The sequence below is a fragment of the Bradyrhizobium sp. Rc2d genome (genome assembly GCF_900099855.1).
In the GTDB taxonomy this organism is placed as follows: Bacteria; Pseudomonadota; Alphaproteobacteria; order Rhizobiales; family Xanthobacteraceae; genus Bradyrhizobium.
This window is the reverse complement of the sequence record NZ_FNCU01000060.1, coordinates 14,446-41,094: the sequence shown is the minus strand read 5'-3', so window position 1 is coordinate 41,094 and position 26,649 is coordinate 14,446. Positions and strand designations below refer to the sequence as shown.

Here is a 26,649-nt window from a genome sequence, read left to right as displayed (position 1 = left end):
AACGCGATCCCTTTGCGAACCGTGGGTTTGCAGATACTGTACTTAGCTTGACCTTTCTGCTCGCGTCCAAGGATTCACAGATGTGGTTCGAGCGTGAAATGAAAGACGCGCGGGAGCTGGTGGAGCAGCGCGTCCGCAAGGTTCTGGGTACTCGTCTGATAACAATTTTCGCGGTGTTTGTTGCGCTCGCGAGCGCAGCCGCGCTGGCGCGCCCGACGGTGCAAGCCGCTGCTTCTTGGTTTGATCATTTGCGGTACTACAAACTAGCTCAGTCCGCCGCGTACATTGAGAGAGTTGGTACGAATGAATTCTTCTCGCACAAGCTAGAGAACCGATATTCAACGCCGGGAGATCCGCTGCATGGAGTTGTAACGTTTCAGCAAAAACTCACCTTTGACCGCGCCGCGTGTACGTTAACGATTCACACGAGACAACGGTCATCTCTCGTACACTTCGATGACAAAACGACAAAAAATGTCGAGGACTTGGTTCAAGACTATACTAGAGAGGAAGAGATTCATCTCGGTTCACTTGATGCCCTGGAAATCAGCATGGGAGTCAAAGTCGACAATGTGTTCACCGATATGGAGCGATTTAAGATGACGTCGGGGACGTGGCACGTCTTCGCCAGCAATCGGAGCGAGGACAGCGTTCATAGCAAAACAACAGGAGGAGGAACGAACGTCTTTCCGGGAGACGCGGTTAGTAATATCGCTACTTTTCACGTGATTTCATTTAAGCAAATATCGGAGTTTACCGATCGCTTTCTTTATCTGGATCATTGGTGCGGTAACTCAAAAAAAGTCGAGCCATACGTTGAGGAAGCGACAAGTCAATAGTCCTCACTGCTCCTAACATCCCGAACGGCAGGGCGAGAGCGACACGGTACGCTTGACACGCAGCTTTGACGTTTGGTCTGGTTTGTGGGCTCGGTGTGATTTGGCGTAGCCTCCCCTAAAGGATTGTGACGGCGTGCAGCGTGAGGATTGAGCATGAAAAAGAGCGACGTAACGTGTTCCGAGTGCGGCGCTGGCTTCCGCCGTCTTGAACTATGGTCAGAGCCTGGAGAAAAGGGTGAATACCGCTGCCCCGTCTGCCATAGCCCACTCGAGGTTTTCGACGGTAGCAAGCTGATCGCCTACCGCCTTACCATTGAGCCCTCGGTTAGAGCCATGCGCGATTGAGTCCGCTTCAGTTGACGGCTCTTGCCGGAGCGAAAAGATCAAGTCGAGGGAAACAGTGAACCCATCGCGACGAGTCAGGATTGGACTCGGCGGCGTGCCGTCGGGGAATTTTCACGCGTAACGAACACGCATTCAAGCCACCGCCCTCGATGCTCTCGCCTCAAAGCGACGCAACAGCTGCTCCACCTCAGCGGCCTGCTTGGCGCCGCTGAACAGGAATCCTTGCACCTCATCGCAACCCTCGTCGCGAAGCCGATCGAGCTGGTCGACCGTTTCCACCCCTTCCGCTACCGTGGTTATGTTGAGGCTCCGCCCGAGCCCCGAGATTGCGCGCACGATGGCGATGCAGTCGGAACGTTTCGTGAGATCCTTGATGAAAGAACGGTCGATCTTGATCTTGTCGAACGGGAAGCTGCGCAAATAGCTCAAGCTTGAATAGCCCGTGCCGAAGTCGTCCATGGAGATGGAGATTCCGAGCTGGCGCAGCTGATGGAGGATCGCGAGGTTGGCGTCGCTCTCCTCCAGAAAAACCGATTCGGTGATTTCGAGCTCGAGCCGATTGGGCGACAAGCCAGAACTAGCGAGCGCCGAAATGACCACCTGCACCAGATTACGGCTGCGGAATTGAACCGGTGACAGGTTGACTGCGAGCTTGATCTCCCGCGGCCATTTCGCTGCTTCGTTGCAGCCTTCGCGCAGCACCCATTCGCCGATCAAGGTGATCAGCCCGAGGTCTTCGGCCACTGGGATGAACTCGGCCGGCGAGATCATACCCTTCTCCGGATGGCGCCAACGCAGCAGCGCCTCGAAACCCGAGATCTTATCGCACGCTATATCGATGAGCGGTTGATAGTGCAGCTCGAACTCGCCATTGGCAAAAGCGCGACGCAAATCGAGCTCCATCTCCCTGCGCTTCTGTGCCTGGTGATCCATTTCCCGCTCGAAGAACCGGTGAACGCCGCGCCCGTCCTGTTTGGCGCGATAGAGCGCCATATCGGCATTCCGCATCAGCTCTTCACTGGTGGCGCCGTCGCCCGGCGACAGTGCAATGCCGATAGAAGCTCCGATCACCACCTCCTTGTCGTCGATCTCGTAAGGCGCGCTCAAGTTGCGGATCACTTCGGCAGCGAAGTCGGACACTTCGTTCGGCGAGGCGGCGGCCATGATAATTGCGAATTCGTCGCCGCCGAGCCGCGCGGCCAAGTTGTTGCCGGCTACCCGCGAGCGGAGCCGGTCAGCCACTTGCTTGAGCAGGCGGTCGCCTGTGGGATGGCCGAAGGAGTCGTTGACGTTCTTGAATCGATCGAGATCGATACACAGAACCGCAACGCGTTGGCCGGCTGCATAGCCGTATTCGAGTGCCTTCCCCAAGCGCTCCTGGTAGAGCGCGCGGTTGGCCAGGTCGGTCAATCCATCATGGTGCGCCATATGGGCGATGCGAGCCTCGGCCTCGCGCCGCTCGGTGATGTCGACGACCGCGACCAGATAGCCATCACGTTCCTCGATCGTGAGGCGTCGCGCGAAAGTAAGCACGCAAATTTGGCTGCCATCCGCTTTCAGATGGTACCGTTGGGGTTGGTGGGTCTCGCCGATATCCTGCAGCGCCTGGAGGTCGCCGCCTGATTCGTCCTTTGCCAGGATCTCGTGGACTTTCATCTTCAGGAAAGTCTCGCGGGCATAACCATAGTGCTCCACCGCTGCATCGTTGACGTTCAGAAAGGCCATGGTCTCGGGATCGAACACCCACATCGGCACCGGATTGCTGTCGAACAGCAGCCGGAACGAGGCGTCCCGCCGCTTCAAGGACGTGACATCGGAAATAATCAGGGAAAGGACATCGCCGAAGACCGTAATTCCCAAGCGCAGGCTGCGATCATCATTTTCGATCTCGAACTGGTCACCCTGGTCAGTCGTGACTGCAGCCCGCAATCGCCCCACGACCGCTTGCGAACAGAGCAGATGGGCTCCATTGCCCAGACGCTGCCACAGCAGGCTTGGTTCTGCCACGTTGAGGAGTCTCGCCGCTGCTTGATTATGGTGCACAACCTGAAAATCAACGGGTCGGCCCGTCGCATCGCGAACGGGCGAGAGCGAGATGACACCGTCATCGGTCGTGGAAACGATCGCATCGAGCAGATTGTATTCCGTGCCGCGCTCGTTGACGTAGGCGCCAACCAGCAAGCCGCCCCATCGTGAGAAGGTCGGCAGCGCCAGCACGTCATAGGTCCGCACCATGCCGTTGCTTATGCAATGAGCCGCCGCAAGATAGGGTCGGTTGTTTGCAATCGCATTCGAGGCTGCCTCGCTGAGGACGGTCGCGCAATCCGCGCGCAGCGCATCCATCGGAATGTCCCAGCGCTCATCGCCAAGCCACTTCTGCGCATGGCGACCGGTGCGCGAAACGACGAACGCGTCGCTATCACACTTCAGCAGCACCATGTGATCGGCGAGTTGCCCCAGGCTGCCCAGCAGCACATCTTCATAGCGGGGAAGATTTTCGCCGGGCTTGAGTGCAGCCTGCCACTTGCGCCGCAGAACCGGCACGTCCCCGAACATCCGCGCATTCAGTTCCACGGCTTGTTTCTTGGCACCCATCAGACGTCCCCGATATCCACGCTTCCTGCCCGGGCGGCATCAAATCCTGCCCGGATTAATTCGCTGTAAAGGACTGACGCGGGCTGCAGCGACCAGTCGATTCCGACAGCTTTAAATCAGTTAATGGTTAGCGCGCGTATGACTGACGGGCGATAAAAGTTGGATGCACGCGAGACTTTCGCGCGTCTCTTGGTAAGAGCAACATTGTCCTCACTCGTCTTGCGAAGCCTTCTGATTTGCTAAGGAAGATCGGTGGACAGCGCAATCGATGCGGCTGCGTATGCAGGAAATCCTCGGCAGGGCGGAGTTTCATCCGTGTGTGTCTGCAACGGCTGATGTTTGTCCGTTTCGTACCAATCATGATCTGCGGAACGGAGGAACAGGTGCTCTCGAGTTGAGGCGCTCTCAGCCGCTGGTATTGACCTCGCCTTTGGATGCGATCAACGCTGGTCCGTGCTCAGTGGCGCGCCCCCGATTGAAACCGGCCCTTCTGGTTTAAGCGGCGCGACGACCCTCTTGGCCGGCTTCGGAACGGTGTGGGCTGGCGCCGGAAGAGGAGTCAAAGGGAGAGACGCAGGAAGAATGCAGGAGAGTCAATTTTGGAGGTCAGTGCTGCGACTTCATCCGAATTCCGTTTTAGATCGGCCTGCTGCGCACCGATGTTCCGATTGAGCTCCGCGATCTCATCGTTTGCCTTCTGTTGCCCCGACTGAATCTCCGAAAGGACGGCCCTATCCTCTGGTGAAAAGCGAGCGACCTCACGGACAGCCGACGTGTCGGCGAGCTTTTCGATATTGGTCCAAAAATAGGCCGCCGCAGCGCACAGCCCGACGAAGACGGTCACCAGTGCAAAAACCCACGAAACGCGTTTTGGCGACCTGTGTAAGACGGGCGGCAAATCCGAAGCGGCCGCTTGATCAATCATATTCATCATCCCAGTCCGCATTCCATTTTCTCGTTGACGCGATCACAGACGATGGTCAAGAGCCGCGGCAAGTCCACGACCGTCGACAGCAGCGTTATCCGCAACGTTGTCCCCATCGTTTGGTGATCAGCTTCCCATGAGGTGCCGTTGATGAGCGGCGCGATGCGATCCGGCGTCGCATTGGAACCGCAGCGAGACTAGGCCAGGTTCACCCAGGGGTCGCGATCTCGCTCTGCTAAACATTGATGAATGGGGCATCCGGCAACGAAAGATCGAAAAGGTCGTCACGGAGACGATGATCCGCTTCCTCGAGATCTCCGTGCTCTGCAAGGGCGAGCTCTACATCGCGAGTGACAATGTGATCCAAGCTCATGCGTGAGGGTTAGATCGCGCGTCTGGTTCAAATCCCCGCACGGGCCGGAAATGCTTCCCGCTCGAAACGCTGGAACGCGCGAGTTCTGCTCAAGCGCGATCACGACCTGATCCCGGCGAGAAAGTCATCGGCTTCGGCTTTGAGGCGATGGCTGGTTTGGGTCAGAACATTGGCAGATGTCAGCACCTGCGAGGATGATGCGCCGGTTATGGACGCTTTCTGGGCAACCTTGCGGATGTTGCCCGCGACTGCTGTCGACATTGCGGCCGCACGCTGGATATTCACGGCAATATCTTTGGTTGCGGCGCCCTGCTGATCGATCGCAACGGCAATTGCCGACGCGATTTGTGAGATCTTGCTAATACTATTGCCGATGGTCGTGATGACGCTGACCGATTCCTGTGTCGCTGTTTGAATATCTGCAATCCGTTCGCCAATTTCGGAGGTAGCGTTCGCCGTCTGGGTTGCTAACGACTTCACCTCGTGCGCCACAACGGCAAAGCCGCGGCCGGCATTGCCCGCACGCGCGGCTTCGATTGTTGCGTTAAGCGCCAAGAGGTTGGTTTGCCTGGCGATCGCCGCGACCAACTCAACAACACGACCGACTTTTACTGCCGCAGCCGACAGGTCCTTCATGCGCCGGTCCGTTTCTTCGGCTTGGCGCACGGCTCCCTTTGCGATCTCTGCAGATTGCTCGACCTGCCGGCCGATCTCGGCTGCGGACGCCATCATCTCTTCCGTTGCAGCAGCAACTAGCTGAACATTGGCTGAGGCTTCCTCAGAGTCCGACGCGACGTTGTCAGAGATCTCCCGGGTAACGTGAGCGGCATCCGTCAGCCTGCTAGCGGAAGCCTCCAGCTCGGTTGAAGCGGACGACATCGTATCGATGACGCCGCTTACGGCGTGTTCAAACGTGAGGGCAAGCCCTCCAAGCTCCGCCTTGCGTCGTATCCCGGCCAAGCGATCCTGCTCCTGATTCGCTGCAAGCTCGGCTAGCGCCTTCTCCCTTGACCCGACCTTAAATGTTTCCATGGCCTGCGCCATATCGCCGATCTCGTCTGAACGGCCAAGGCCAGGCAGCGTGACGTCGAATTGCCCAGCCGCCAGTTGGCGCATTGCTGCGCTCATGCGAGTAATCAGCTTGGTCAGCCGCTGACCAATAAGCACGGCCACGAGGCCGATTGCGAGAGTGGCCAAACCAATTCCCCAGCCCAATATCGCTCTGAGGCGTGACGCATGCTCTTCGGCAGATGCAGCGCGGGCGTCCGCGGCTGCGATCGCCTTCAACAAGAGAGGACGATTCCGGCCGTAGATCTGAACGAGATCGTCAACCTGGTCATCCAGCGCCTGTTGCGATACAAGGAAGGCCACAAAGCTCGCTCGATAAGAATCAATAAGCTTCTTCAATTCGGCCTTGGCGTCCAGAGAAAACTCTGAGACAGCAAGCGCAGCCTCGAATTCGGCAACCCGCTTTTCCAGCTCATCGCCGTATTTCTCCTCGTGGCGCAACATAAAATCCTTTTCGTGCCGTCGCATCATCAACACCGTCAAGCGTGGCTCGTTGAAATGCGCAAGCCGACCTTCCGCTTGATGCACGGCCTCGCGGAGTTTACCTTGGAGTCCATCATTCTCTGTAAGCCCGAGCACACGCTGGGCGGAAACAACGTTGTTGAAACGAGTTGCGTAAAGGTTGATTCCGGCGCGAAGAAACGTCACGTCTTTCAGGAGATCGCCGTCCGGCAAGAGAGCGGCTTGCTTCTCGATCTGCTCGAAGTCCGCGAGCTCGTTCTTGATGCCTTGGACGTGTTGCGCGATCAGAGCTTCATCGTGCTTGCGCAGAAACTCCAGCGCAAGCTGTTGCGTTTCGAGAAAGGCTTCTGAAAGGGACGCCAAGTGAGCGCGAAGATTGACGCTCTCGGTTACCTCGTTCTGCCCCTTCGCAAGATAGTTCAGTCAGGCAATGGAAGTCGCGCCTGTGACAAGCACGCCCATTATTCCCAGCAACGCAATCTGGGTACGCAGGGTTGGCCGAAGCCGACGAAGAGCTGCTGATACGAGCTGTTTTGCGGTTCTAGGGGCGAGCATTAGATTTCCAATCAGTGCGTGCGCGAACAAACGTCACACGGATTTTGATCAGCGCTCAACAGCGGACTGGCGAAATTGCTGATCGTTCGCGAAACCCCTAGTTTCGATTGGTTACATAAGGCTGAACTCTACTGTCATCTGAATCTTACATGGGGCAGAGCGACGAGGAGATTGCGTCGACAACACCATCGAGCACTAGCGCCGGGCTCTCGTAGCACCACCTGCAAACGTACTAGCGTATCATCGTCTTCCAGCTCTGCGCTGCGAAGCAGGTGCCCGAGCGACGCAGAAATTCTGCATTTTCGGCTCAGGCCCGCAGGATTTGTCAAACGCCATCCGGAACTGCCCCCTTTGCGTCATGAAGAACTGCCCCCACCCTCGGGTTCATGATGTCGGTTGAAGGTCGGCTCCGCCGCTGACGGGACGGAGGGAGGCGGAGCCGACCGGAGGGCCGTCAGCGGCGGGCGCCTTGATGAGGCCGCTCTTTCGCTTGGCGCGGAGCCGGTAGCTGTCGCCGCGGATGGTCAGCACGTGGCTGTGGTGCAAGAGCCGGTCGAGGATCGCAGTGGCGACCACGGGATCGGCGAACACGGTGCCGCATTCGGCAACGCTGCGGTTCGACGTGATCAGCATGGCGCCGGTTTCGTAGCGGCGGCTGACCAACTGGAAGAACAGATGCGCCGCGTCGGGCTCCAGCGGCAGGTAGCCGAGTTCATCGATGATCAGCAGCTTTGGCTTCGCCAGCGCGAGCAGTTTCTCGTCCAGGCGCCGCTCGCCGTGCGCCTTGGCTAGGCCAGCGACCAGAGTCGTCGCCGTGGTGAACTGCACCGTGTAACCGGCCAGGATCGCCTCTCGCCCGAGCGCGATCGACAAGTCGTCTTGCCAACGCCCGGCGGGCCGAGCAGCAGCACGTTCTCGCCGTTGGCGATCCATCGTGACGCGGCCAGGTCGCGGATCTGCTTCGGATCGATCGACGGCTGCGCCTCGAAGTCGAAGCCCGCAAGCTCCTTCACGGCCGGGAAGTGTGCGAGTTTCAGCGCCATCTCGATGCGGCGATGATCCTTGCGCGCGATCTCGCGCTCGCACAGCAGGATCAGCGTCTCTCGCGCCGACAGGTTCGCGCGCGCCGCCTCGTCGAGCAGGTTGTCGAGCTGGTCGCGGATGCCGGAGAGCTGCAATCGCGCCAGCATGGCCTCGAGCCGATCGATTGGTGCTTCGGTAGCCTTCTTTGTGCGCGCCATCAGAAGCTCCCTCCGATCGCGGCTTCGTATTCGGCAAGAGGACGCAACAACGAGGGCATTGGAGACGACCCCGGCACCGTCGGTGTCGCGTTTGCCGGTCGGCAGACCGCGCCATCGCGACCGGCAACCCCGTCGAGGTGGGCGGAATCGACGATCCGCAGCCGGCGACCCTCCGATTGCTTGTGGACCGCAACTTCGCGCATGCCATGGCGGATGCGCACCTCGCCGGCCGCAACCGTCACCGCCACGCGCTCGCCGATCAGCCGCCACGGCACCGAGTAGCTGTTCGTGTCGATCTCGACGGCGCAATCGTTGCCGACGACGCGGGCCAGTTTGCGCAACGATCCGAACGACGGCTGCCCGCCGAGCGGCTTCAACCGGTGTGCCTCGTCACGCGCAAAGCGAGCGATCGGGGCCTCGCCGGTCGTGCCGTGGATACGCACGTTCGCCACCTCACGCTCCCACTCGGCGAGATGCGCCTCGAATGTAACCCAGCTCGCGAAGGAATGCCCCGCGATCGCGTTCTTCTTCACGTAGCCGACGCCATTCTCCGTCTTGCCCTTCGTGCGCGCCAGATATGGTGCGCAGGCGCGAGGACGGAAGCCCCAATGCTTCGCGAACGCGATGAGCTTGTCGTTAAACTGAACCGACCGGCTCACCGCGTCATGGCGCACCACGAGCGCGCGTGGATTGTCCATCAGCACTTCCTCCGGCACGCCGCCGAAGGTCGTAAATGCGCTCTCGAGCCCGGCGAACCAGTGCTCTTGCTTCTCGGCCCGGAACGCACGGACATGCAGCCGCCGCGAATGCCCAAGCGTCGCCACGAACACGAATGCTTTGATCTTCACCCCGCCGATCTCGACCAGACGCTCCCCGAAGTCGATCTGCAGCTGTCGGCCGGGCGGCGTCTCGAACCGCGTCGTCGCCAGCGCCTCGGCCTTCAGCGCCTGGCGATAGGGCTGCACGGCGCGTTGCAGCGTCCGCCGGCTGACTGCCACGCCTTGCTCGGCCAACAGGTCCTGGCGCACCACATCCGCATTGCCGCGATGCCGAATGAACCTCTCGCGCAGCCAATCCTCGAGGCCATCGAGCCGCTTCGGGCGATCAGGCGATTTGAACGGCTTCAGCCCGCCGGCCGCCACGTAGTCCTTCACCGTGTGATGGCTGCAGCCCAGCTGCCGGGCAATCCGCTTCAGACCCCACCCGCACGCCCTTAGGCGCAACATCTCCGCCACGTCATCCGGCGTCTTCATCACCTGCCCCCGTGGATCAATCCACGACGAGCCTTCCGTGATTCGTTCCTCGTTCATTCCCTCTCTCCTCGGCTATCCAAGGAGGGGGCAATTCCTCGTGACGCCGAGGGGGCAGTTTTCCATGGCGCGCGACAGGATTCGCGCAGAAAATATGAAGCATGGCACTCGATGGAGTTTGTAAGGCGGATAGCCGACCGCAACAATCGGTTCGAGGATTACGTCAGCGAACTTCGCTATTTCGATGAAGAGGCTAATGCGGCCATTTTGTCGCTCTATGGAGATCTGTCCCTCTATGTACATGCCGCGGTGCCGCAGTTTCAGAGCGCAATGATCCGTTCGGACAAAGGCGAAGATGCGGGCATGGAGAGTGTCGCGACACTTAACCGAAGATTGTCCTTGTCCCCACTGGAGTTCTGCTTCGGCACGAGCGATCCAGGCCGAGAAGTCCCGCCCCGATCGGAACGCATTGGCCTCGGCAACGCGCGACCCAGCGCTGGACCGACGTCGGCAGCGGTTAAGGTGCTCCCAAGCCGAGCGAGCCGGGCTCGCTCGGCTACGAGTTCAGCCATGTAACTAGAAGTCGCTCTTTGATCAGATCGATCTCACGCTGCTTTCACCAGCACGTCGGCCAGGCAATCCGGCTCGGCGATCATAACTGTGTGGCCAGACGTCGTGTTTTCGAGAACAGTCCAAGAATTATCGGACTTGCACTCCGCGGCCGCTTTGTCCAAGGCGGCTAATTGGAATTTGGGTAAGCGGATGTAGGTCTTCTTGGCGACCTTTTCGCGTGCGCCGGAGAGCTTCACTGGTTGGAGGAATGTGCCAATTGGTTGTGGAGTTACTTTCGACAGAACCCAAGCAACGTCTTTGGGATCGCTATAGGCATTCGGAGGGAGGGCTTTGGGAGCCGGACGGCTGATCGCACCCTCCTCTACCTGGAAGGGGACCAAGTCCCGAAATGACTGACCGTCGGCCGGCTTTATGGCGTCAACCCAGACGATAGATGACACGCGGTTTCCGATGCGTTCAAGCGCGCCCGAAGCGGGACACCCGGCATACGAAAGAGCAACGAGGCAAACGTTCGTTAGGTCCTCCCATTCGATAAGATTTGCAATGTCTGTGATGTGCGTGTCGAGATTTATGTCTTTGCTGAGGAGATGCGAGCGTTCTGCCAATCCCGTCAGAGTAAACGCATAGACTTTGGCCCTGCTTTTCGAGCCTTTCAGTGACGCGGTGCCAACACCATGCTCCGAAGAAGGCGACTCCAATAAGAACAAAAGTCTTTTGTACCGATTGAGCGCGTGCGCCGCTGAGCTTGATGAAGATACCGAGACGGCGGTTAGTCCGGCCGCGAGACCGCCGATCAAATTCCGGCGTGTGACGTCTGAGAAAGTCATGAAATCCTCCATGCGAAAAGGCAAAATACCAACGCGGCAATCTAACCGCAAAAATTTGGAAACATGAAAGGCCGGTCCCGCAGGCCTTCGACGGATCACATTCTCACGCCGAACTAAGCCGATGCTTGAGTGGGTTCGTGCGGCTCCGACCACTTCGCTAACAGTGCGGCGGCGCATCCTCATTGAATATCAGTCCTGATAGTGTATATTTGCGACATACAAGTCGTGATACACCGTTCCGATCGTCCCGGAGCTTCGGCACCCTTAGTCGGATGTCGATTTTGAGGAGGATGGAATGAATATTGAGCACGAGTCCGCTGCTCAAGTCCCCCCGATGCAGCGCGTGGGCGTATTTGCTGACGAGCAACATCCAAGCAGAGCTGTAAGCTTTCGGAATTTGTATCAATGTGCCTACTGCGAGACGTGCTGGAGCTCAGAAGATGCGGTCCCGGGTGAGCTTTCTGATTGCCCTGGCTGTGGACGGGAAACGTCAACATAGAGCTGGTCTCGATGGATTCATCGGCACGAAGCAGATCTTTAAGCCCCGCTCGCGCGGGGCTCTTTTTTGGCGAGGCGACAATGCCCAAGGAACGATCAGCGCCGAGGTCAGATTTAAACTGGCTCGTCCCCATGAGGAGCAGAATTCAGCAGCTTACACTCGACGTCTACAACTTCAGCAGCAGGCTCAACGACAAGGAGCGCGAAAGACTCTGGCCGGTCCTTGGATATCTCATTGGGATCGCTTTCTCTCTATGGCGAGCAGTCTTCCTTTCCGTACCCGAACGGAAGCTATCGGAATACAGAAGCACGCGCACGATATCCTCAGCATATTACTAGAAACAAATGCCGTTGGCTTTCCGCAGGACAAAGCGACGTTGCAATGGATGGCGGGTTACTACAATAACAATGCCATTCTCCGACTATCCGATATGTATTCGGATCCGGTTGCGCTTGCGGTAATAAAGGACGTCATGCCTGAGAATGTGCATGAAACGGTTATCGGATGGTATCGACCCGAGCGCCAGTCGGAATTCTCGAAACTTGCGCCGACAAAACAGTGGGAGCTTGCGTTCGAGGGATTCGAAATGACTTTCAGGTTGCTGAAGTGAGCTGCCCGCTGTGAGTGAGCCACGCCTGGTCTCATCGCACATGAGTTTTCTTTTGGCTTGGCTATTCACCCCGTCGCCTCGTCCACATGCTCCGATGAAGGCACAATTTCAAGGCTATGAGGAACTCGCGGCACCAGTATATTTGACTGCATATGCTACCCACCGGAGCGACGCGAAGAGTTGCAACGCATATACAAAGAGGGCTCGGGAGAAGAGATCACGACAGCAGAGGTGAGTGAAATGGCGCATCGCCTCCTCGCGCTCTATAGACTCCTCGCCCGGCCCTTGCCGAACGAGACCTGCAGCCACCTAGCCGCTGCGTTTGATATAATTCAATGATGAAGTTGGGCAGGAAAGTCGACAGTCGGTTTTGGTTTGGAGCGTCTCAGTTTTTTACTCTCATCATCGTGTTTTTACTTGCTCTCAGATCTAGTGGGAATCTCGCGATGGCCGCGGCATTGTCGCTCTTTTGCTGGTTAGGGGTTCTCGCGACATATGCATTGGGAACAGCTGTCAAGGAGAGACCGGACATAAAGCTTCGCGATCTGCTAAATGGCCTTTTCTGGCCATAACAGCTACGATGTCGGCCCCAAGAAGCTTCAGCCGCAAGGGCTGCGTCGGATTGTGTAAATCGGTCTGCCGCCACATCCCCAGCGCCAGCATGGCGGTATAATGAAGTGGTTTCTGAACCAAGGGTGCTGTGTAAGCCATAGCCCCATCCGTCTCAGGCCTTACGGAGTTTCTTCATAGATCAGAGGAAATACAACATCATCCCGAAAACTACGAAGGTATCCAGCGAGACTGAGATGTTTTCCTGCAAGACCATCCTCGATGTTCGATAGCCCACGAACAATTATGTAAAGGCCTCCGAAAAATTGAACGCCTAGCTTTGTCGTTTCATTTCCAACGTCATAGACAGCAAACAAGATAGCGAACGCTCCAAACAGAACCTCCGCGTGTCCATAAAGCTTCCTGCGTGCTCGCCGAAGCTTGAATGCCGCGAAAGCAAGTAAGAACGATACTAAGGATATGGCAATCGCATAGGGTATTTCTGCGCGAAAACGGACGACCCCCTCTTCAACGACCGCGATGCCGTACGTCAAGAATGGCGCGACATACCATGCGAATAAGCTAACAATTCCAACAACCGTCAGCCCGAAGAACAGAACCGTACGTGAGAAAGCGTGCCATTCAAAAACCTTGCCTTCCGGCTGATTGTTGAGGAACGCGAATGTGAATATTAGAAGAGTAACGGCGACACCGAAGGCCAGACCGCGGTGCGGTCCTCCCGGAGTGATCAATCCAATCTTGGCCATCGTCCATAACAAGAATTCCCAGCTTTGAGCGATTCCAACGAGCAGCCCGCTCACTAGCAGGATTATGCCTGCAATGATTGCCAGCGCCCCTCCAATCGTCAGCTGGGAGCTTTTGGTGATGTCGAGTCTAAAGCGCCGCGCCACAGCCCTTTCTCCACCTAGAGTAAACTTATCAAGAAGCTACACCCGCTTGCGCCTATAATCTTTGGCAACGCGACGGCTCGTCGGCGATGGCGCAACAGCGACTCCCGCCAAATGAATCACGGACGAGGACATTGGGTGGGGCACCGCTGATCGGCCCCCCGTGACGCGCCCCTAGACACCTCCCTCGAAACACTCCTTTATGCTGTGTCAGCACCTCCGCTCGGGGGATAAAAACGCGGAATTGCAAGCTAAGCCAATGCTTTGGCGACTTCCCAGTTGGCACCATTTTCGGCCTGACTTTCTGGGTTCTAACGAACCCCAGAAACCCTTTCGTCATATGCCTAAGAGTAGAATCAGAAACAAAAAGAGATTTCTCATTTCGCACGCGGCGGTCGCGCCAGGTATGGACCACCTTGTGCCGCAGCTCAGTAAGAGTCGAGCTTAGCGAGAAAGGCCTTAAGTTCGTCCTTCTTGCTTCGAAAGTCCGTCTGCAACACTGACAGGGCGTGCTTCGCCCGCTCGAAGTCGCACCACTTCGCGATCGCGGCATCAGACGTGAATCGTCTTCGTTTAGAGAATCTGGTGAAACTATCTCTGAATTTGTAGAGGTCCTCAACTTCTGCTCTGAATCGAGCTACGATTGTCTTGATGTCGATCGGAACGTTTTTGTCGAACGTAAAAAGTTCGCTGCATTCAACAACAGCCTTCCGAATTTCTGCGAGGCTCTGGAATCCCATTTGCCAGAGCTCGTAATGCGGCTCGACCGTCAGAACGCGGCTACCTTCGCAGGAGTTGATGAAGGCACGAAGCGCCTCGCGAAGTTGTCCAATGCGCGAAATATGCGGGCTGCGCCGTCGCAATAGGAACGCCATGTATACGTTTAGGATTAGACTGCAGGGACACTACGATATCCTTGATGTACGACATGGCATCCTCCCGCCGACAACTGCGTCCCGCCGCTATCGACGCTGCCTCCCAAGCGACTGCCATTCCAACTCGCAAACTCAAGGTAGCAGGATGGCCCACATCAAATCAACTCGCCCTAAACGTGCTGCACTGGACAGGAATGCTGACCGATGCCTCATTCGCTTGATGAACTCGGCTTTATCGGGCGAGATCACCCCTGATCTTCTGGCCCTGAAGGTCCTTAAGCGACTTCAGCTCCTTGCGCGACCAGATCACCTGCTCCGAAACACGTACTCGCCGACACGACGATGCCGCGCTTGGCTGGCGCTCAGCGCCTCGGCGCGACGCATTATCGGGCAGTATCTGGTCAACCTGGTCGACGATGCCGGCTATCTAGCGCCGGATCTCGGAGAGGCTGCCGAGCGCCTCGGCGCTTCGCAGGCGGATGTTCGGCGGTGCTCAAAGAGCTGCAGAAGTTCGATCTCCCTAACGTCTTCGCGCGGAATCTCAGTGAGTGTCTGGTGATTCAGCTTCGTGAACTCAACCGGCACGCCCCCCTGATGCAGGCGCTGGTGGACTCTCGAGCTGCTTGCCAAATGTAACATTTAGTTTCTGCGCGCAACTGTGCGGTGTCGGCGATGACAACATCACGGACATGATCAGCAGATCCGCAGACTCGATCCGGAGCCGGCTTTGAAGTTCGGCACATCGCGGACGCAATATCGCACCGGATGTATATGTGGGGCCAAGACCAGAAGGCGGTTGGCATTTCGAGCTCAACAGCGACGCGTTGCCGCGCGTGCTGGTGGATGAAATCACTGCAAGGAACTGTCGAAGACGATCGGCAACCATGTCGAGATGACCTACTTCGGTGATCGTCTGCGGTAAATGAAACCAGCCAAGGATTTGTGAAGGCTAGATGCTCTGAGCTGCTCACGCGCCTCGATTCAGTTTCGAACGGCTGGCGAGATCAGAGGCGCACCATCGAAACGTTCCCGCGACCATCGAGGCAGCAGCGATGTCAGCTTTCATCCTGATTTCCGCGCGGCGGAGCGAGACCCGTATGGGTACACTGGAAAGCATGCCGGCGCATGGTCCGTCTGCTTGCGCTGACGCACGAGCGTGGCCGCGGGATCCCAACTCGCCGGTCAGCTCGCCGCCGATCTGAACGTCGGCGAACTGACCGATTTCGGACGGCGGCGCGCACACTTTGTGACCGCTCCTGCCCCTTGTCGCGGCTCACGGCCCAGCTTGCCCGGTCTGCGATCCGTGCCCCCTCATCGGCAGCATAGCGTCCAGCGCCTGATCGATATCATTGCAGATGACCGTTTTGCCGCCATCGCGCGCGATGGACGATTGCGCGATACGCCGCATGAACTCCTTGATGAAGGCGGCGCTGACGCCCTCGCTCTGTCGCACGGCTTCAGCGACAACGGCCTCGGTGAGTGGCAGGCGTTTGCCATAGAGCCGCACCAGCTTGTCGCGGCCATTAGCATCAGGTAAAGGCACCTCGATGACCTGGTCGATCCGGCCAGGCCGCGCCGCGATCGCGCCCTCGAGCTCTTCCAATCGGTTGGTGGTAAGTAAGAACAGGATATCGGCGTCCTCCTTCAGCCCATCCATCTCATTGAGCAGCCTGTTGAGCAGCAATTCTTCGCGCGCGTCTCGCATCTCATTGCGGTCGCGCGCGATCAGATCGACGTCCTCGATCACCACCAATACCGGCTGCAACAGCCGCGCGAGATTCATATATTCACCGAGCGCACCGACCTCCGCGGCTGTCATTATTAGAGTGGTCTGATCAGCCAGGTTAGTTGCGAGGTATCGGATCGTGTGGGTCTTGCCGGTGCCGGGCGGGCCATAAAGCAAGATGCCCTTGCGTGTCGATTGGCCGAGCCGGCGCAGCGCATCGCGCATTCCGACAAAGCTCAATACATTTCCATCGAGCAGTTTGAGCACCTTTTCGGGCAGGATCACGTCCGCGCGGTCTACCCGCGGCCAACGATGCACCGTAACGCCGCGCGAACGGCCGCTGTAATTCGGATCGCTCTCGAGGGACAGGATCTTGCCACGGTACGATCCGGCGGATTGTACCGCTCTCTCCAGTTCAACGAAGCAGTGCTGCGCGAAAGACTCGCCGGCCCCGCCGGCGGGCACCGCGACCTCAATGTGCATCATCTCCTCTGGGTCGGTCCCGCATTGTTGCACTGGCTCGCGATAATAGTACAGCACGACAGCGTAACGAAACTCGTTCGCCTCGGATAGCCACAGCCCATTGTGCAGGCATTTGACTGGGGTCGCCTCGCCGATGTCGATCTCGTGGTATTGTGGCGACGCCAGCAAGACGGCATCGTCTCCGGCGCGCCGGAGCTCCGCGAATGACAGCTTCTCCAAAACCCATCGCTGATGCAGGCCAAAGAAGCGGACCGGCGAAGCGAACAGCTTGTCGATTGCGATCTGGATGTCCGCGCGCATGTGGCCGGGAAATCGCCGCACCATAGTCACGAGGCTGTTCGGCGGGATATCGGCGAAATGCCAGGCAACCGCGTCACGGGCCAATTCGAAGTGGATTTCGGACGGATCTGGCGCCTCGGTTTCGCCAGCAGGCTCGGAGGTGATTTGCAACGTATGTCCTTCAGCTCGGATTCGTTCCTGCGCCGCATCGAAGAGCGCCTTTGCAACTGACGGTGGGAAGGGGCCGCACGCGGCCTTGTCCTGCCGTTCGATCAACATGGAAAGGGCGTAGGCATCGCGCTGATGTCTGCCGAACACCTCCCGGAATAGATCCACCACGAAACCGCGCGGCGTCTTACCGCCATCTTGAAAAACCAGCTGTACAGACTCGGGCACAGTGTAAACTTGATGATCCATCCAAAGCTCCTAGTATGAGTGAAACGGTTTGTCGTTGGCCTTACTTCGCTTGATGCGCTCCGTTCCTCGTACGGTTGTTTCGATGAACTTGCGCTTTGCCGTCCAGGCGCCATTTAGCCGCATGGAGTGGGGAGAACTCATCGGCGGCTCACGGTGAGCCCCATCAAGGCCGGCGTCGATTGGGCCGAATGGCGCAATCGACTGAGATAGCCGAGTAAGGACACGCAGGCCCCAGCGGACCAAACGCACAATCGCGTCGTGGACCCGGGCGACGGCATGTTTGGGCTTTGTCAGTATCCTCACAATTGTGCTCTCTCCTACAGTCCTTACGCGCCCGTGTTGGTGTAATTGGCGAATGCTGTCACTGTTTGTCATTAAGCCTCTCTCGTTTCCGGATCTTCAGCAAATTGCATGCCGGTCGCGAAAACGACTCTCAAACTGTTCTTTGCAGGAGAATCGGCACCTGCCCAGGAGCATGACCTTCGCTTCTTGAAGCTCGCGAGTTGCCAGATTAGCGAGCGGAAATTCACGCGCATCGCGGTTCTGCCGACGGCACTAGCCACACTCTGGCCGGACTTTTCGCAACCGACATCCCCCCTTTTGGACAAGCGCTAGCGATAGGCCCCGCCGCGCCAGGATACGGCCGCACTGCCGCGAACAACCGCACCAACGATCACCACGATGTCCGCTGACTTGGGCTGCGCCTCATCACTGCTGATGTGGTGGATAATGGGCGGCATGGGGCCTCGGCAATCAAGAAGAGCTAGCGGTATCGGCGACGCGGCGCCGCATAATGCACCGACAGCTGCGGCATTTTGGTTCTTTGTGCCGAACATCGCCGGCATTCGGGAGTGCGCTGAAGAGGCACGGCCACCCTCGAGGCGTTTGCGCTGCAATGCGAGACTGCTTGCGCCGGTGGGACGAGAATCGTCAAGCGACATCCGGATTTAAGGCGCCATTGCGCACTAAAGATGTTGCCGGACGACTTGCCTGTCGTGTCTGGGGCGGAGCTGCCGAATCAGTTCGGTGGCGGCTATGGCAGGAAAGATCAGCACGCGCGCAAAGCGCGAGATCACATCAGCGCTGGCGGAGCGTTATCGGGGGAGCGGGCAGCTCGAGAAGGAACGGATTTCAGACGAGTTTTGCGCCGTTACGGAACGGCATCGTCAGCACGCGATCTGAGCACTGTCGGGTTCGGCGGTGCCGCGGCGATGGGGCCGGAGCTACGGAGCTTTCATTCACGTTGCACTAATTGTGCTGTCGGACGCCTCTGACCGGCTCTGCAGTAAGCGGCTCGTCGCGATGATGCCGTTCTTGCTTCCGGGTCTCGACCTGCTGTTCAACACCCCCCTCGTCTCGCATTAAGGCGTCCTTCTTGATGTGGAAGAAGTGACGTGTCGGACGATCAACGTCCGCCTCTTGCCATATTAAGCGTGTCAGGATCGACTGCTTTGAACTTCGCTGACGGATTCCAAACAACGCCCTTCCTCGGCTCTCGCGGTCGCCAGGCGCGGTTACGACGCGCCGCGTCGTCTCGGATTGATCCCAGTCAATGCAGTGCGCGCGCCGCAGCACGTCAATGAAGAAATAGACCTTTGCGGGATGCATACTTTCGGGCGCCATCACCTTAAGTGGAAAGAACGCGACGCTCCGCGGTGTCAAGTCCTCCAGCGCCGCACGCCGCAATCCGAAACAAAGAAAAAGCAGCTGGTTAGCCTGCAGATGTCGGGAAACGCGAAAGCGTCATCAGCTGTTCGGTTCGCAGCCATGGGATCCTGTTGAAGTGCAACGCCCTCAATATGCTTATCTATGAGTTGGTGCGAAGGACTTGGTACATCCCCCACTCATGTTCCGTTACATCCAAGAGGTAAACCATTCCGCTCTCTGCTTTGAGCTTCTACGCGGCGTCTTCCGATCTGCCCGCGAACCGAAGGTGCCCATGACCCACCGTCATCCGCGCTTCACACGAACGCTGACCCGGCCAAAATCGTCCCGGCGTTGAACGCGGATATCACTTGTGAGATTCGATCGAGCTAATTAGTTTTTGGTCCTCGCATCCAGCACCGGCTCAGCGGCTCGATCGAAGCCGCGTTCCAGTTAGGCGGTGTCTGCCAAAGAATGTTGCGAACGAAGAAGTCCACGAGCTTTAGTTTGCAGTAATTGCCTGGCACTCCGTGGTTTGCGTTCGGCACCACAAGCATGTCGAAGAATTTTCCTGCGTCGATAAGACGGTCGGCAAGCTGGAAGGTGGATGACGGATCGACGTTTTCATCCAGTTCGCCGACAATCAGCAACAGCTTACCTTGTAATCGGTGCGCGTTGTCGACGGCGGAGGATTGTGAATATTCGATGCCGACCGGCCAGCCCATCCACTGCTCATTCCACCAGATCTTGTCCATTCGGTTGTCATAGCAACCACAATTAGCGACCCCAACCTTGTAGAACTCAGAATGGAAGAGAAGTGCGCTCACCGCATTCTGACCACCGGCGGACGCACCAAAAATGCCAAGGTTTGAAATATCGTACCACGGATAGTTTGCGCTCGCCGCCTTGTGCCACAGGATTCGATCGGGAAGGCCACCGTCCTTCAGATTTTTCCAGGCGACGTCGTGGAACGCTCGCGAGCGGTTGTTCGTCCCCATTCCATCGATCTGTACAACGACGAATCCAAGTTGCGCGAGCGGCTCGGCCGAGGCTGAGAATGACTTCGGAACGAATGAACCGTGAGGGCCAGCATATATTCTCTCCACGACCGGATATCGCTTGGCTTGATCGAAATTAATGGGAAGGTGAATGACACCCCAAATATCAGTCTCGCCATCTCTCCCCTTCGCATGAAAGCTGAGCGGCGGCGTCCAGCCAGCAGCCACGAGCTCCGAAATGTCGGCGCTTTCGACCTGCATGAGCTTCGAATTGTCACTGGTTCGGTATAAGACCAAGCTCGGCGGAAGGTCGATTCGTGAACACAGGTCTACAAAGTAGCGGCCATCTGGCGAGAACTCGATGTGATGATTTGCCGCTTCCGGCGTGAGCGCAGTCAGGCCCGTCCCGTCAAAGTCGATTCGGTAGCCATGGATGAAGTAAGGATCTTCGCTTGCGTTCATTCCGCTCGCGCCAAACCAGATCTGGCGCCTCACCGGATCGACAAAATAGACCGTGCGGACCACCCACTTGCCTCTGGTGATCTGATTTTTAAGCTCGCCGTTTCGGCCATCGAATACGTAGAGATGCTCGTGTCCGTCGCGCTCGGACGCCCAGATAATCTCCTTCCCGTCCGCGACGTTATACTGAAAGATTTTGCCAGTGCACTCCTGGTCCATGTTCAGCGGCTGATAGTCGATGAAGGTCTTGCTGCACTCATCGATCAGCGAGCGGACTTCTCCGGTGGCTGCTACCACTTCTAGAAGGCGATAGAGCTGATGACCTCGTTGATTATACTTAAAAGTGAAACCTCGACTGTCCTCCCACCACTCGATCGGCGAAAGTTCGTAAGGATTTCGGAATAGATTGTTGTCGAGTTGGATCTCGCGTCGGCTGCCGATCTCAAAGAGCACCGGATGTGACACTGTCAACAGGTCGCCAGGTTTAGGATACGTCATCGTCCGGCGCCTCGGATGAAGCTGGTCGGTCGGCGACGATTCGACGAAATGAATCTTACGCTCGTATCCGGGGCGGAACCGGTATCCCGCAAGATAGCGCGAGTTCGGAGACCAACTCAGCGTCGACAACCCGTAGTAGTTGCTCTCGGATCCGTCCCAGGTCAAGGGCATGTCCTGCGAGCTATCCTTGCTGCACAGGAATAGATTGTGCCTATTGATATAGGCCAGCCATTTACCATCAGGAGATGCGCTTTTTTCATTCGGATCATTTTCTACCGGAGGGCTGCCATAGGGGTTCTCCTCATGGACTTTGGAGGAAGCGTTCTGGGTTAGACAAGTGTAGCTCACAAGATCGCAGCTCCACCTGGTGCTATCGATCTAGAAGCTGATCTCGCGACCATCGTTAGCCAGGTCAAAGCGACGGAATGGCAGATTGTCAGCGTCGTAATGCCTCTGCGTTGCTCGGGTCAGGGCGGCAGCCAGCTTATCATGATCAAAGGCCAGCTGTTTTGCGCCCTTGACAACGTTCACGAGGATGAATTGGCGCCGGCCCCTTACCGTTCGGCAATAAGCAAAGGCCTCACCATCTGACATCCAGAACGGCACGTCCGCGACATTGACCGTGAGCTGAGCATAGTAGCCGTTTATCGAGAGCGCTCGTTCGTAATCCGCTACCTGCAGGATCTCATGTCCCAGTGTGTCTTTCCGGCGGTTCACAGCTTCCTCCTCCTCTGAGCTAACGGGGCGATCGTTAAGGTGCCCCGTATACGAAAGGAGCAATAAGGCTCGCTGATAGGGTGCGGCTAAGTCGTGGGCCGAAAGACCCAGTGCCCTTTCGGTTCAATCCCCCTTGAGCTCCATTCCAAGTCCTCCCTGCAGAAATGATGCCATCGAAGCTGCAGACGTTATTGCGTTGTTATCTGGTCCCCTTGGCGGTTAGAGCACAAGAAGAGTAACGCGAACACGAATGTGCAAAATCAAACACAGAATCGAGTTCGGCAGTAGCGGCAGGTCGAGCGAACAACGTTAGGCAGCGGTCATCTTTTGAAGCCGTGACTCTCGAGAAATATCAACCTGCTTCGGACGCGAGTGCGAGGGCATACAAGCACACGCGACCTTGCCTAGTTGCGCCACAGCACGCGGTTTCAAGCGGCATGTAAGGTTGCCATATCCTCCGAGCCGGCGCGGATGTCCGCTGCGGTCGCGTGGACATTTGTTCGAAGGACATCCAACGTGTTTGATGCAATCTTGGCTGAATTGCTTCAATCCTGTCATGGAGCGCTACTCTTGTCGCGGGCTACGCTTAGTGAGCAGCGATTTCCACCAGAGTGCTATGGACCGACCCAGGAACATATCGTCCTGCACTCCGGCGCTGGGCCCCGCCTTTGGAGGCCGTTTCAGGATTCGCCATGTGGCCCTCGCGGCCGCGGGCGCGGGGATGCCGATTCATGGCCGACCCACATTCAGTGCCCGTTGGCACAGCGGACAAACGCGCGCCCAGCAAGGCAATGCGCAAACTCGTGCGCGCCCTTGCCCGCGCCGCAGCGATAGCCGCGCAGAACAGCAGAACCGTCAAACCCAGTGCAGGCGATGATGATGAGAGCGGCGATCCACACAATGTTTAGTGACAAGGAAAAGCAGACCGCCAAGTCGATCGAGGATCAGGTCGCGCTGTGCCGCGCATTCTGCAAGCGTGAGGGTCACATCGTCGTTGAGCTACTCCGATCACGGCATTTCCGGCCCCTCGACCATCAACCGCATGGGCTTTCAGCGCCTGATGCCGAATGCCAGGAGCCGGAAGTTCGATGTGATCGATTCGAAGTCTCTCGACCGCATCTCACGCGACCTCAAAGACCTGGGCGGCTTTCACAACGAACCAGGTCTGCCGGCGTCCAGTTGATCGCTGCCCAGGACAACATCGATCGCTCGGTTTGCTCGACGAGTATGGGCCTGATCGGCAATAGCGGCACATAATCGCGACTCCAAATACAACCGCAGCGTGGGCATCATTCCGTCATTCTCCCGAAGTCGGGGAATGCGCGAGCACAGTGACACGCTCTTCGCAACCGTTCACGCCTAGGGCGTCGAGATCAATCCACGAGCTGTTGCAACTATCCAGCGGTTGCCCCAACGCACGATAGAATCGATTCGCCCGATGCCGGGGACCACGTCGCCCCGTGCTGCCATTCGAATCCCATCGGGCCCTTCGAGCACCGCCGTTCCGCCGCGAACCTCAAGGACTGTCCAACCCCCAATTGTCGTTGGTCTTGTCTCGGGAACCGACAGGAGCGGCCCCGCAGGCTCAAGCGAGCCGGTCACAGACATGTCCGTCTCCACAGCAGAGGAAGCTTGATTCGAAGCTTCCGCCGATTGCGCCGCACTCGACGCTTTGGCGAGAGGCTTCGGAGCAAGGCTCGCGCTGACTGTGGAGGGCTGACCTAAACCAGGCGGTCCTCGCGAGCCTGATGCTGATGCTATCTTTCGGGCGCTTTCGGCCTTACCGCCTGACTTTGTGTCAGGCATCCGGCGCGAAGCCGTATCTATCTGAGCAATTGGGTTGAGAGCCGAGATAGTTGCAGGAAGGTACAAAGCCCCAGCCCATCCCAACCCGAAGCCCCCAGCCAATGCGGCCACGACGAGCCAAATGGTGCGATTTGGATGGCCGCTTGGCTCTAATAGCGCCAGGATCTCATCTCGATTGGAGGTCAAGAAATCTGATTGGTCGAGAGTGACGGGCCACGTCGCGACCTCGCCACTGCCTTGATCCGCGACCGTCTCGATCCTTTCCAAGGTATTGGCATGATGCAGTTGCATGCTCGGGCCCCTTGTGGTCCCCAATGATCATGCCGGGAACTAAACCAACTCTTAACAGCCGATGTCCCTCAGCACGAATAAGACAGCGCTGGATCGCGCAAGAAACCAAAAAGGCGTGATGCCTGGCGGTCGCCGGGAGCTCAAGGCCAAGCCGGCCGGACTGTGTTTGCAACCATGAGCTGCTGGACCTCCCTTGCATTGGTGCGATGCGCGGCGGAGCCTCCGAGGGATCGACCCCTAGGTTTCATAGTGCACAGTGGCGCTGAGATCATCGATGTTTCCCTGGCGGACCTATCGAGCCTCATGTCGCCATCGCGAAAGCGTACACGCGATTGGCATGTGCTAAGCGGAGGAGCAGTTAAGGCGAGGCCCGGTTTGCCTAGGCGCCCGGGCCTCATAGTCCGCCCCCTGGCCCTCCGCGGCGGAGGAGAGGGAGAGTGGCCGGCGGTCCGATGGGCAAGGCGGGGCATGCGCTACGCGGTTGTCATGATGCACGCAACTGGTCGCAATGGGGCGCGGGTATAATTTGTAATGTTCGATGCGATCCTTCAAACCTCAAGGGGCCGCCACGCGATAAGAGCGGCCCTAAGTAGCGTCGTGCGACTAAGGGCAGAAGGGAACTACCACGCCTGAGAGATCGCAGCGCGCGAGAGTGCCGCGGTACTAAGCCTGCAGCTTTAATCTTTCGAAACGAAATCAACCCGAAAGACAAAGCGAAAGCAACGCGCACTGAACAACGATTTAGGACGTTTGCGTGGCCCCTGTTAATGCCACCGTCATTTATGGGTTGTATGTTCCTACCCTGGATTGCATATTTTTCCCGTTGTCGACCGCCTATTGCTTTCAACAATCATGGTTTGGGCAGTAATGAGTAATCGAGCTCGGGTTTACAATTATTCGACTATTCTGGGCGAACGGGTTGAGGAACTGGTCGCACTATTTCGAGAACTGCAGGCCCTCCGGCGTCGCCTACGAGCCGCTCAGGCGAGAAGGATTGCCAGGACTAGCCGTATCCCCAAGGCCAGCCGTAGAAGGAGAGTTCTTCGGCGGAGCTAGCTATCGCAAGCTCGTATAGCCGTTCAATGCGATGATCGAACTTGCCACTTCGGCTTTTTGGAACGCTCGCATCAGATCGCTTTTACCGACGCCTCATTTTTCACTGCCTGCGCAGCACCGAAGCATTGGAGCAACAGTCTCCCAGCACTTTGCACCAGTGCACGATTCTTAATTTGCGTCGTGCCCGCGATTCAGGCCTGCTCTCTGTACGAAGCAGACAGAATGTATGGGGGACGGCGAGAATGATCGTACGGGCGGGGGCCATTGTTGCCTTGTTGCTGATCCCGCTGGGATCCGAAGCGTTCGCTTCGCGTCACCACAGGCCCACAGGGCGCATCTCTCGCAGCGAGGTCAGATACTACGTCGCGAAATATTCGGCACCAGTGGCCGAGATGTACGCTCGTAACCATGGCGCTACCGACGCACAGATCGAGCGGGCGCGCCGTTGCTTAGCCCCAAACGAGACTGCCGAAACCGAGCGACCACGCGCTTATACTGATTGAACTGATGATCGCCGCCCGCTCCGCCTCAATGGAGGAGCACTACTCGCCGTCTCCGCGAAAGCTACGTCTGTTGTCCGCCCAACTCGGACCCTGAGGCTGCTTTAAGCGCTTAATGAACGTCTCGGTCTAACTCTCGCAACAGTCGATGAAGGAAGTCGCTCGCGTGGTTATATTGTGCGCCGCCGTCCAGGATCTGATGAGCGAGTGGTGACACTATGTTGCCAACAGCCTCAGGGCTAATCAGCTCGGTTCGTGATGACCACAACTCCAACAGCCCGTCCGGGATGTGTTCGCTCGATCCAAATAGTTTGAGGAGTCGGCCTTCGGCGATACCGTTATGATCATGGTGGGCCTTGGCCGCATAAAAGGCGAACAACCCACGAAAGGCCTCACGGGAAACGGAAGGCTTAGCCATCGCAATGTCCCCCACAGAATGTTTCAAATGAATTTGCGAAATCTGGAACTGAACCGAGGCTATTCCCTCGAAGTCCTAACACGAAGAAGATTCTACAGCAGACCGGGAAAAAACGGCAAGCTCTTAATCATGGTAGATGCGGCTCACGCCGGATGGCTTTTGACGTATCGCAACCCGGCTGTATTCATTTTTCATAAAGTGGCGTGTAGCCGAACAACCGGCCGCTCAGGTCGCTGAGACTATGGGCCCGGGCGTCCAGGCAAACCGGGCCTGCTCTTCAAAAGTCTCCGATAAGTCAGAGAGCCCAGCGCAAACCCCGAGCTTGAAGTTGCCTGGCCGATGACATTACCGCCTGGACGAGGTTGTCGCCTTCGAACGTTAGACAGCTACCCTTTGCTAGGACAGAAAGTAGACGCACGGCGTCGAGCCGCAAAATTCCTCGAAACACATATGGTAATGGAGGTCTGGAGCGGAGCTCGCCGCATCGCAAGATTGACGGCCGGTACGCCTGGGGAAAAGAATCATGCATCCACGCCCGATCAACGGCGTAGCGCCTGAAAAACTGAAGATAACATTGCGCGCGAGCAGCTTGGCCCACGCGGCGTTCCTGGAGCTCCCGACACAGCTCGTATGGTCCCGCAAATTCGAGAAGAACACGCCCAAGCATATCGCCCCGATCATACCGCCTTGAAGCGGAACGGCCGCTTGGGCTCATCGCCAAGCGGCTCTGGAGCGTAGCCGGCTGCAGTCTGCCAGCGCACTCTCTCATCTCCGGGACTCACAAGATCAATTCCCCGGCCGCGGCATACAACAGCCGAAGCCGTCCGCGGCGCACCTCCGAAATCCTTCATGCTCTCTTCGCG

Annotated in this window: 16 protein-coding genes and 3 pseudogenes; 6 read left to right on the top strand and 13 right to left on the bottom strand. The window is 57.6% G+C overall.

Annotated elements, in window-relative coordinates; all coding sequences use genetic code 11:
• Positions 1-80: 80 nt before the first annotated feature.
• On the top strand, positions 81-839 hold the full coding sequence (locus BLV07_RS40420; RefSeq protein WP_143035668.1) for a hypothetical protein: 759 nt from the start codon (positions 81-83) through the stop codon (positions 837-839).
• 477 nt (positions 840-1,316) lie between these two features.
• Here BLV07_RS40420 and BLV07_RS40410 read toward each other — a convergent pair whose 3' ends face one another.
• The 3 genes from BLV07_RS40410 to BLV07_RS40400 form a co-directional block, all read right to left on the bottom strand.
• Positions 1,317-3,779 (bottom strand): putative bifunctional diguanylate cyclase/phosphodiesterase, encoded by a 2,463-nt coding sequence (locus BLV07_RS40410; RefSeq protein ID WP_091897686.1) that lies wholly within the window; start codon positions 3,777-3,779, stop codon positions 1,317-1,319.
• Between the two features lie 559 nt (positions 3,780-4,338).
• The gene (locus BLV07_RS40405) at positions 4,339-4,704 is read right to left on the bottom strand and encodes a hypothetical protein (protein WP_244551387.1); all 366 of its coding nucleotides are present in this window, start codon (positions 4,702-4,704) and stop codon (positions 4,339-4,341) included.
• Between the two features lie 472 nt (positions 4,705-5,176).
• The gene (locus tag BLV07_RS40400) at positions 5,177-6,622 is read right to left on the bottom strand and encodes a methyl-accepting chemotaxis protein (protein ID WP_244551389.1); all 1,446 of its coding nucleotides are present in this window, start codon (positions 6,620-6,622) and stop codon (positions 5,177-5,179) included.
• Positions 6,623-6,643: 21 nt separating this feature from the next.
• Here BLV07_RS40400 and BLV07_RS40395 point away from each other — a divergent pair, with 21 nt between their 5' ends.
• Positions 6,644-6,958: a hypothetical protein gene (locus BLV07_RS40395; RefSeq protein ID WP_091897681.1), complete on the top strand. Its 315-nt coding sequence runs from the start codon at positions 6,644-6,646 to the stop codon at positions 6,956-6,958.
• Positions 6,959-7,546: 588 nt separating this feature from the next.
• Here BLV07_RS40395 and istB read toward each other — a convergent pair.
• The 3 genes and pseudogenes from istB to BLV07_RS40375 all read right to left on the bottom strand — a co-directional run bounded on the left by istB (position 7,547) and on the right by BLV07_RS40375 (position 11,053).
• Positions 7,547-8,352 (bottom strand): annotated as a pseudogene (gene istB, locus BLV07_RS40390) (IS21-like element helper ATPase IstB).
• A gap of 50 nt (positions 8,353-8,402) precedes the next feature.
• The gene (gene istA / locus BLV07_RS40385; RefSeq protein WP_091897677.1) at positions 8,403-9,713 is read right to left on the bottom strand and encodes an IS21 family transposase; all 1,311 of its coding nucleotides are present in this window, start codon (positions 9,711-9,713) and stop codon (positions 8,403-8,405) included.
• 545 nt (positions 9,714-10,258) lie between these two features.
• Positions 10,259-11,053 carry an alpha/beta fold hydrolase gene (locus BLV07_RS40375; RefSeq protein ID WP_244551386.1) on the bottom strand — a complete coding sequence of 265 codons (795 nt, stop codon included), beginning with the start codon at positions 11,051-11,053 and terminating at the stop codon, positions 10,259-10,261.
• Positions 11,054-11,505: 452 nt separating this feature from the next.
• Here BLV07_RS40375 and BLV07_RS47020 point away from each other — a divergent pair, with 452 nt between their 5' ends.
• Complete coding sequence (locus BLV07_RS47020) at positions 11,506-12,162, top strand: hypothetical protein (protein WP_143035667.1); 657 nt, start codon at positions 11,506-11,508, stop codon at positions 12,160-12,162.
• A 513-nt stretch (positions 12,163-12,675) separates the two neighbouring features.
• Here the strand turns inward: BLV07_RS47020 and BLV07_RS47015 are convergent.
• From BLV07_RS47015 to BLV07_RS40355, 3 genes are all read right to left on the bottom strand, one after another.
• On the bottom strand, positions 12,676-12,873 hold the full coding sequence (locus BLV07_RS47015) for a hypothetical protein (protein ID WP_143035666.1): 198 nt from the start codon (positions 12,871-12,873) through the stop codon (positions 12,676-12,678).
• Positions 12,874-12,893: 20 nt separating this feature from the next.
• Positions 12,894-13,622: a hypothetical protein gene (locus tag BLV07_RS40360; RefSeq protein ID WP_091897664.1), complete on the bottom strand. Its 729-nt coding sequence runs from the start codon at positions 13,620-13,622 to the stop codon at positions 12,894-12,896.
• 425 nt (positions 13,623-14,047) lie between these two features.
• Positions 14,048-14,494 carry a hypothetical protein gene (locus BLV07_RS40355; RefSeq protein WP_091897662.1) on the bottom strand — a complete coding sequence of 149 codons (447 nt, stop codon included), beginning with the start codon at positions 14,492-14,494 and terminating at the stop codon, positions 14,048-14,050.
• 355 nt (positions 14,495-14,849) lie between these two features.
• Between BLV07_RS40355 and BLV07_RS49390 the strand changes: the two are divergent.
• Positions 14,850-15,413: pseudogene (locus tag BLV07_RS49390) on the top strand (RNA polymerase factor sigma-54); the annotation flags it as partial.
• A gap of 354 nt (positions 15,414-15,767) precedes the next feature.
• On the opposite strand, the gene BLV07_RS40345 reads toward BLV07_RS49390, so the two are convergent.
• Entirely contained in the window at positions 15,768-17,399 is a 1,632-nt protein-coding gene (locus tag BLV07_RS40345) for an ATP-dependent Clp protease adaptor ClpS (protein ID WP_244551385.1), read from the bottom strand.
• 1,035 nt (positions 17,400-18,434) lie between these two features.
• On the opposite strand from BLV07_RS40345, the gene BLV07_RS48110 reads away from it, so the two are divergent.
• On the top strand, positions 18,435-18,581 hold the full coding sequence (locus BLV07_RS48110; protein ID WP_176946083.1) for a hypothetical protein: 147 nt from the start codon (positions 18,435-18,437) through the stop codon (positions 18,579-18,581).
• A 66-nt stretch (positions 18,582-18,647) separates the two neighbouring features.
• Here BLV07_RS48110 and BLV07_RS50505 read toward each other — a convergent pair whose 3' ends face one another.
• Both BLV07_RS50505 and BLV07_RS40330 read right to left on the bottom strand, forming a co-directional pair.
• Positions 18,648-19,085, bottom strand: a complete 438-nt coding sequence (locus BLV07_RS50505) for an imm11 family protein (protein ID WP_091897656.1) — start codon at positions 19,083-19,085, stop codon at positions 18,648-18,650.
• A 347-nt stretch (positions 19,086-19,432) separates the two neighbouring features.
• Positions 19,433-21,715, bottom strand: a pseudogene (locus tag BLV07_RS40330) (S9 family peptidase).
• A 907-nt stretch (positions 21,716-22,622) separates the two neighbouring features.
• On the opposite strand from BLV07_RS40330, the gene BLV07_RS49385 reads away from it, so the two are divergent.
• Positions 22,623-22,898, top strand: a complete 276-nt coding sequence (locus BLV07_RS49385; protein ID WP_502690287.1) for a recombinase family protein — start codon at positions 22,623-22,625, stop codon at positions 22,896-22,898.
• A 2,582-nt stretch (positions 22,899-25,480) separates the two neighbouring features.
• Here BLV07_RS49385 and BLV07_RS40315 read toward each other — a convergent pair.
• Positions 25,481-25,786, bottom strand: a complete 306-nt coding sequence (locus BLV07_RS40315) for a hypothetical protein (RefSeq protein WP_091897650.1) — start codon at positions 25,784-25,786, stop codon at positions 25,481-25,483.
• Positions 25,787-26,649: the final 863 nt, after the last annotated feature.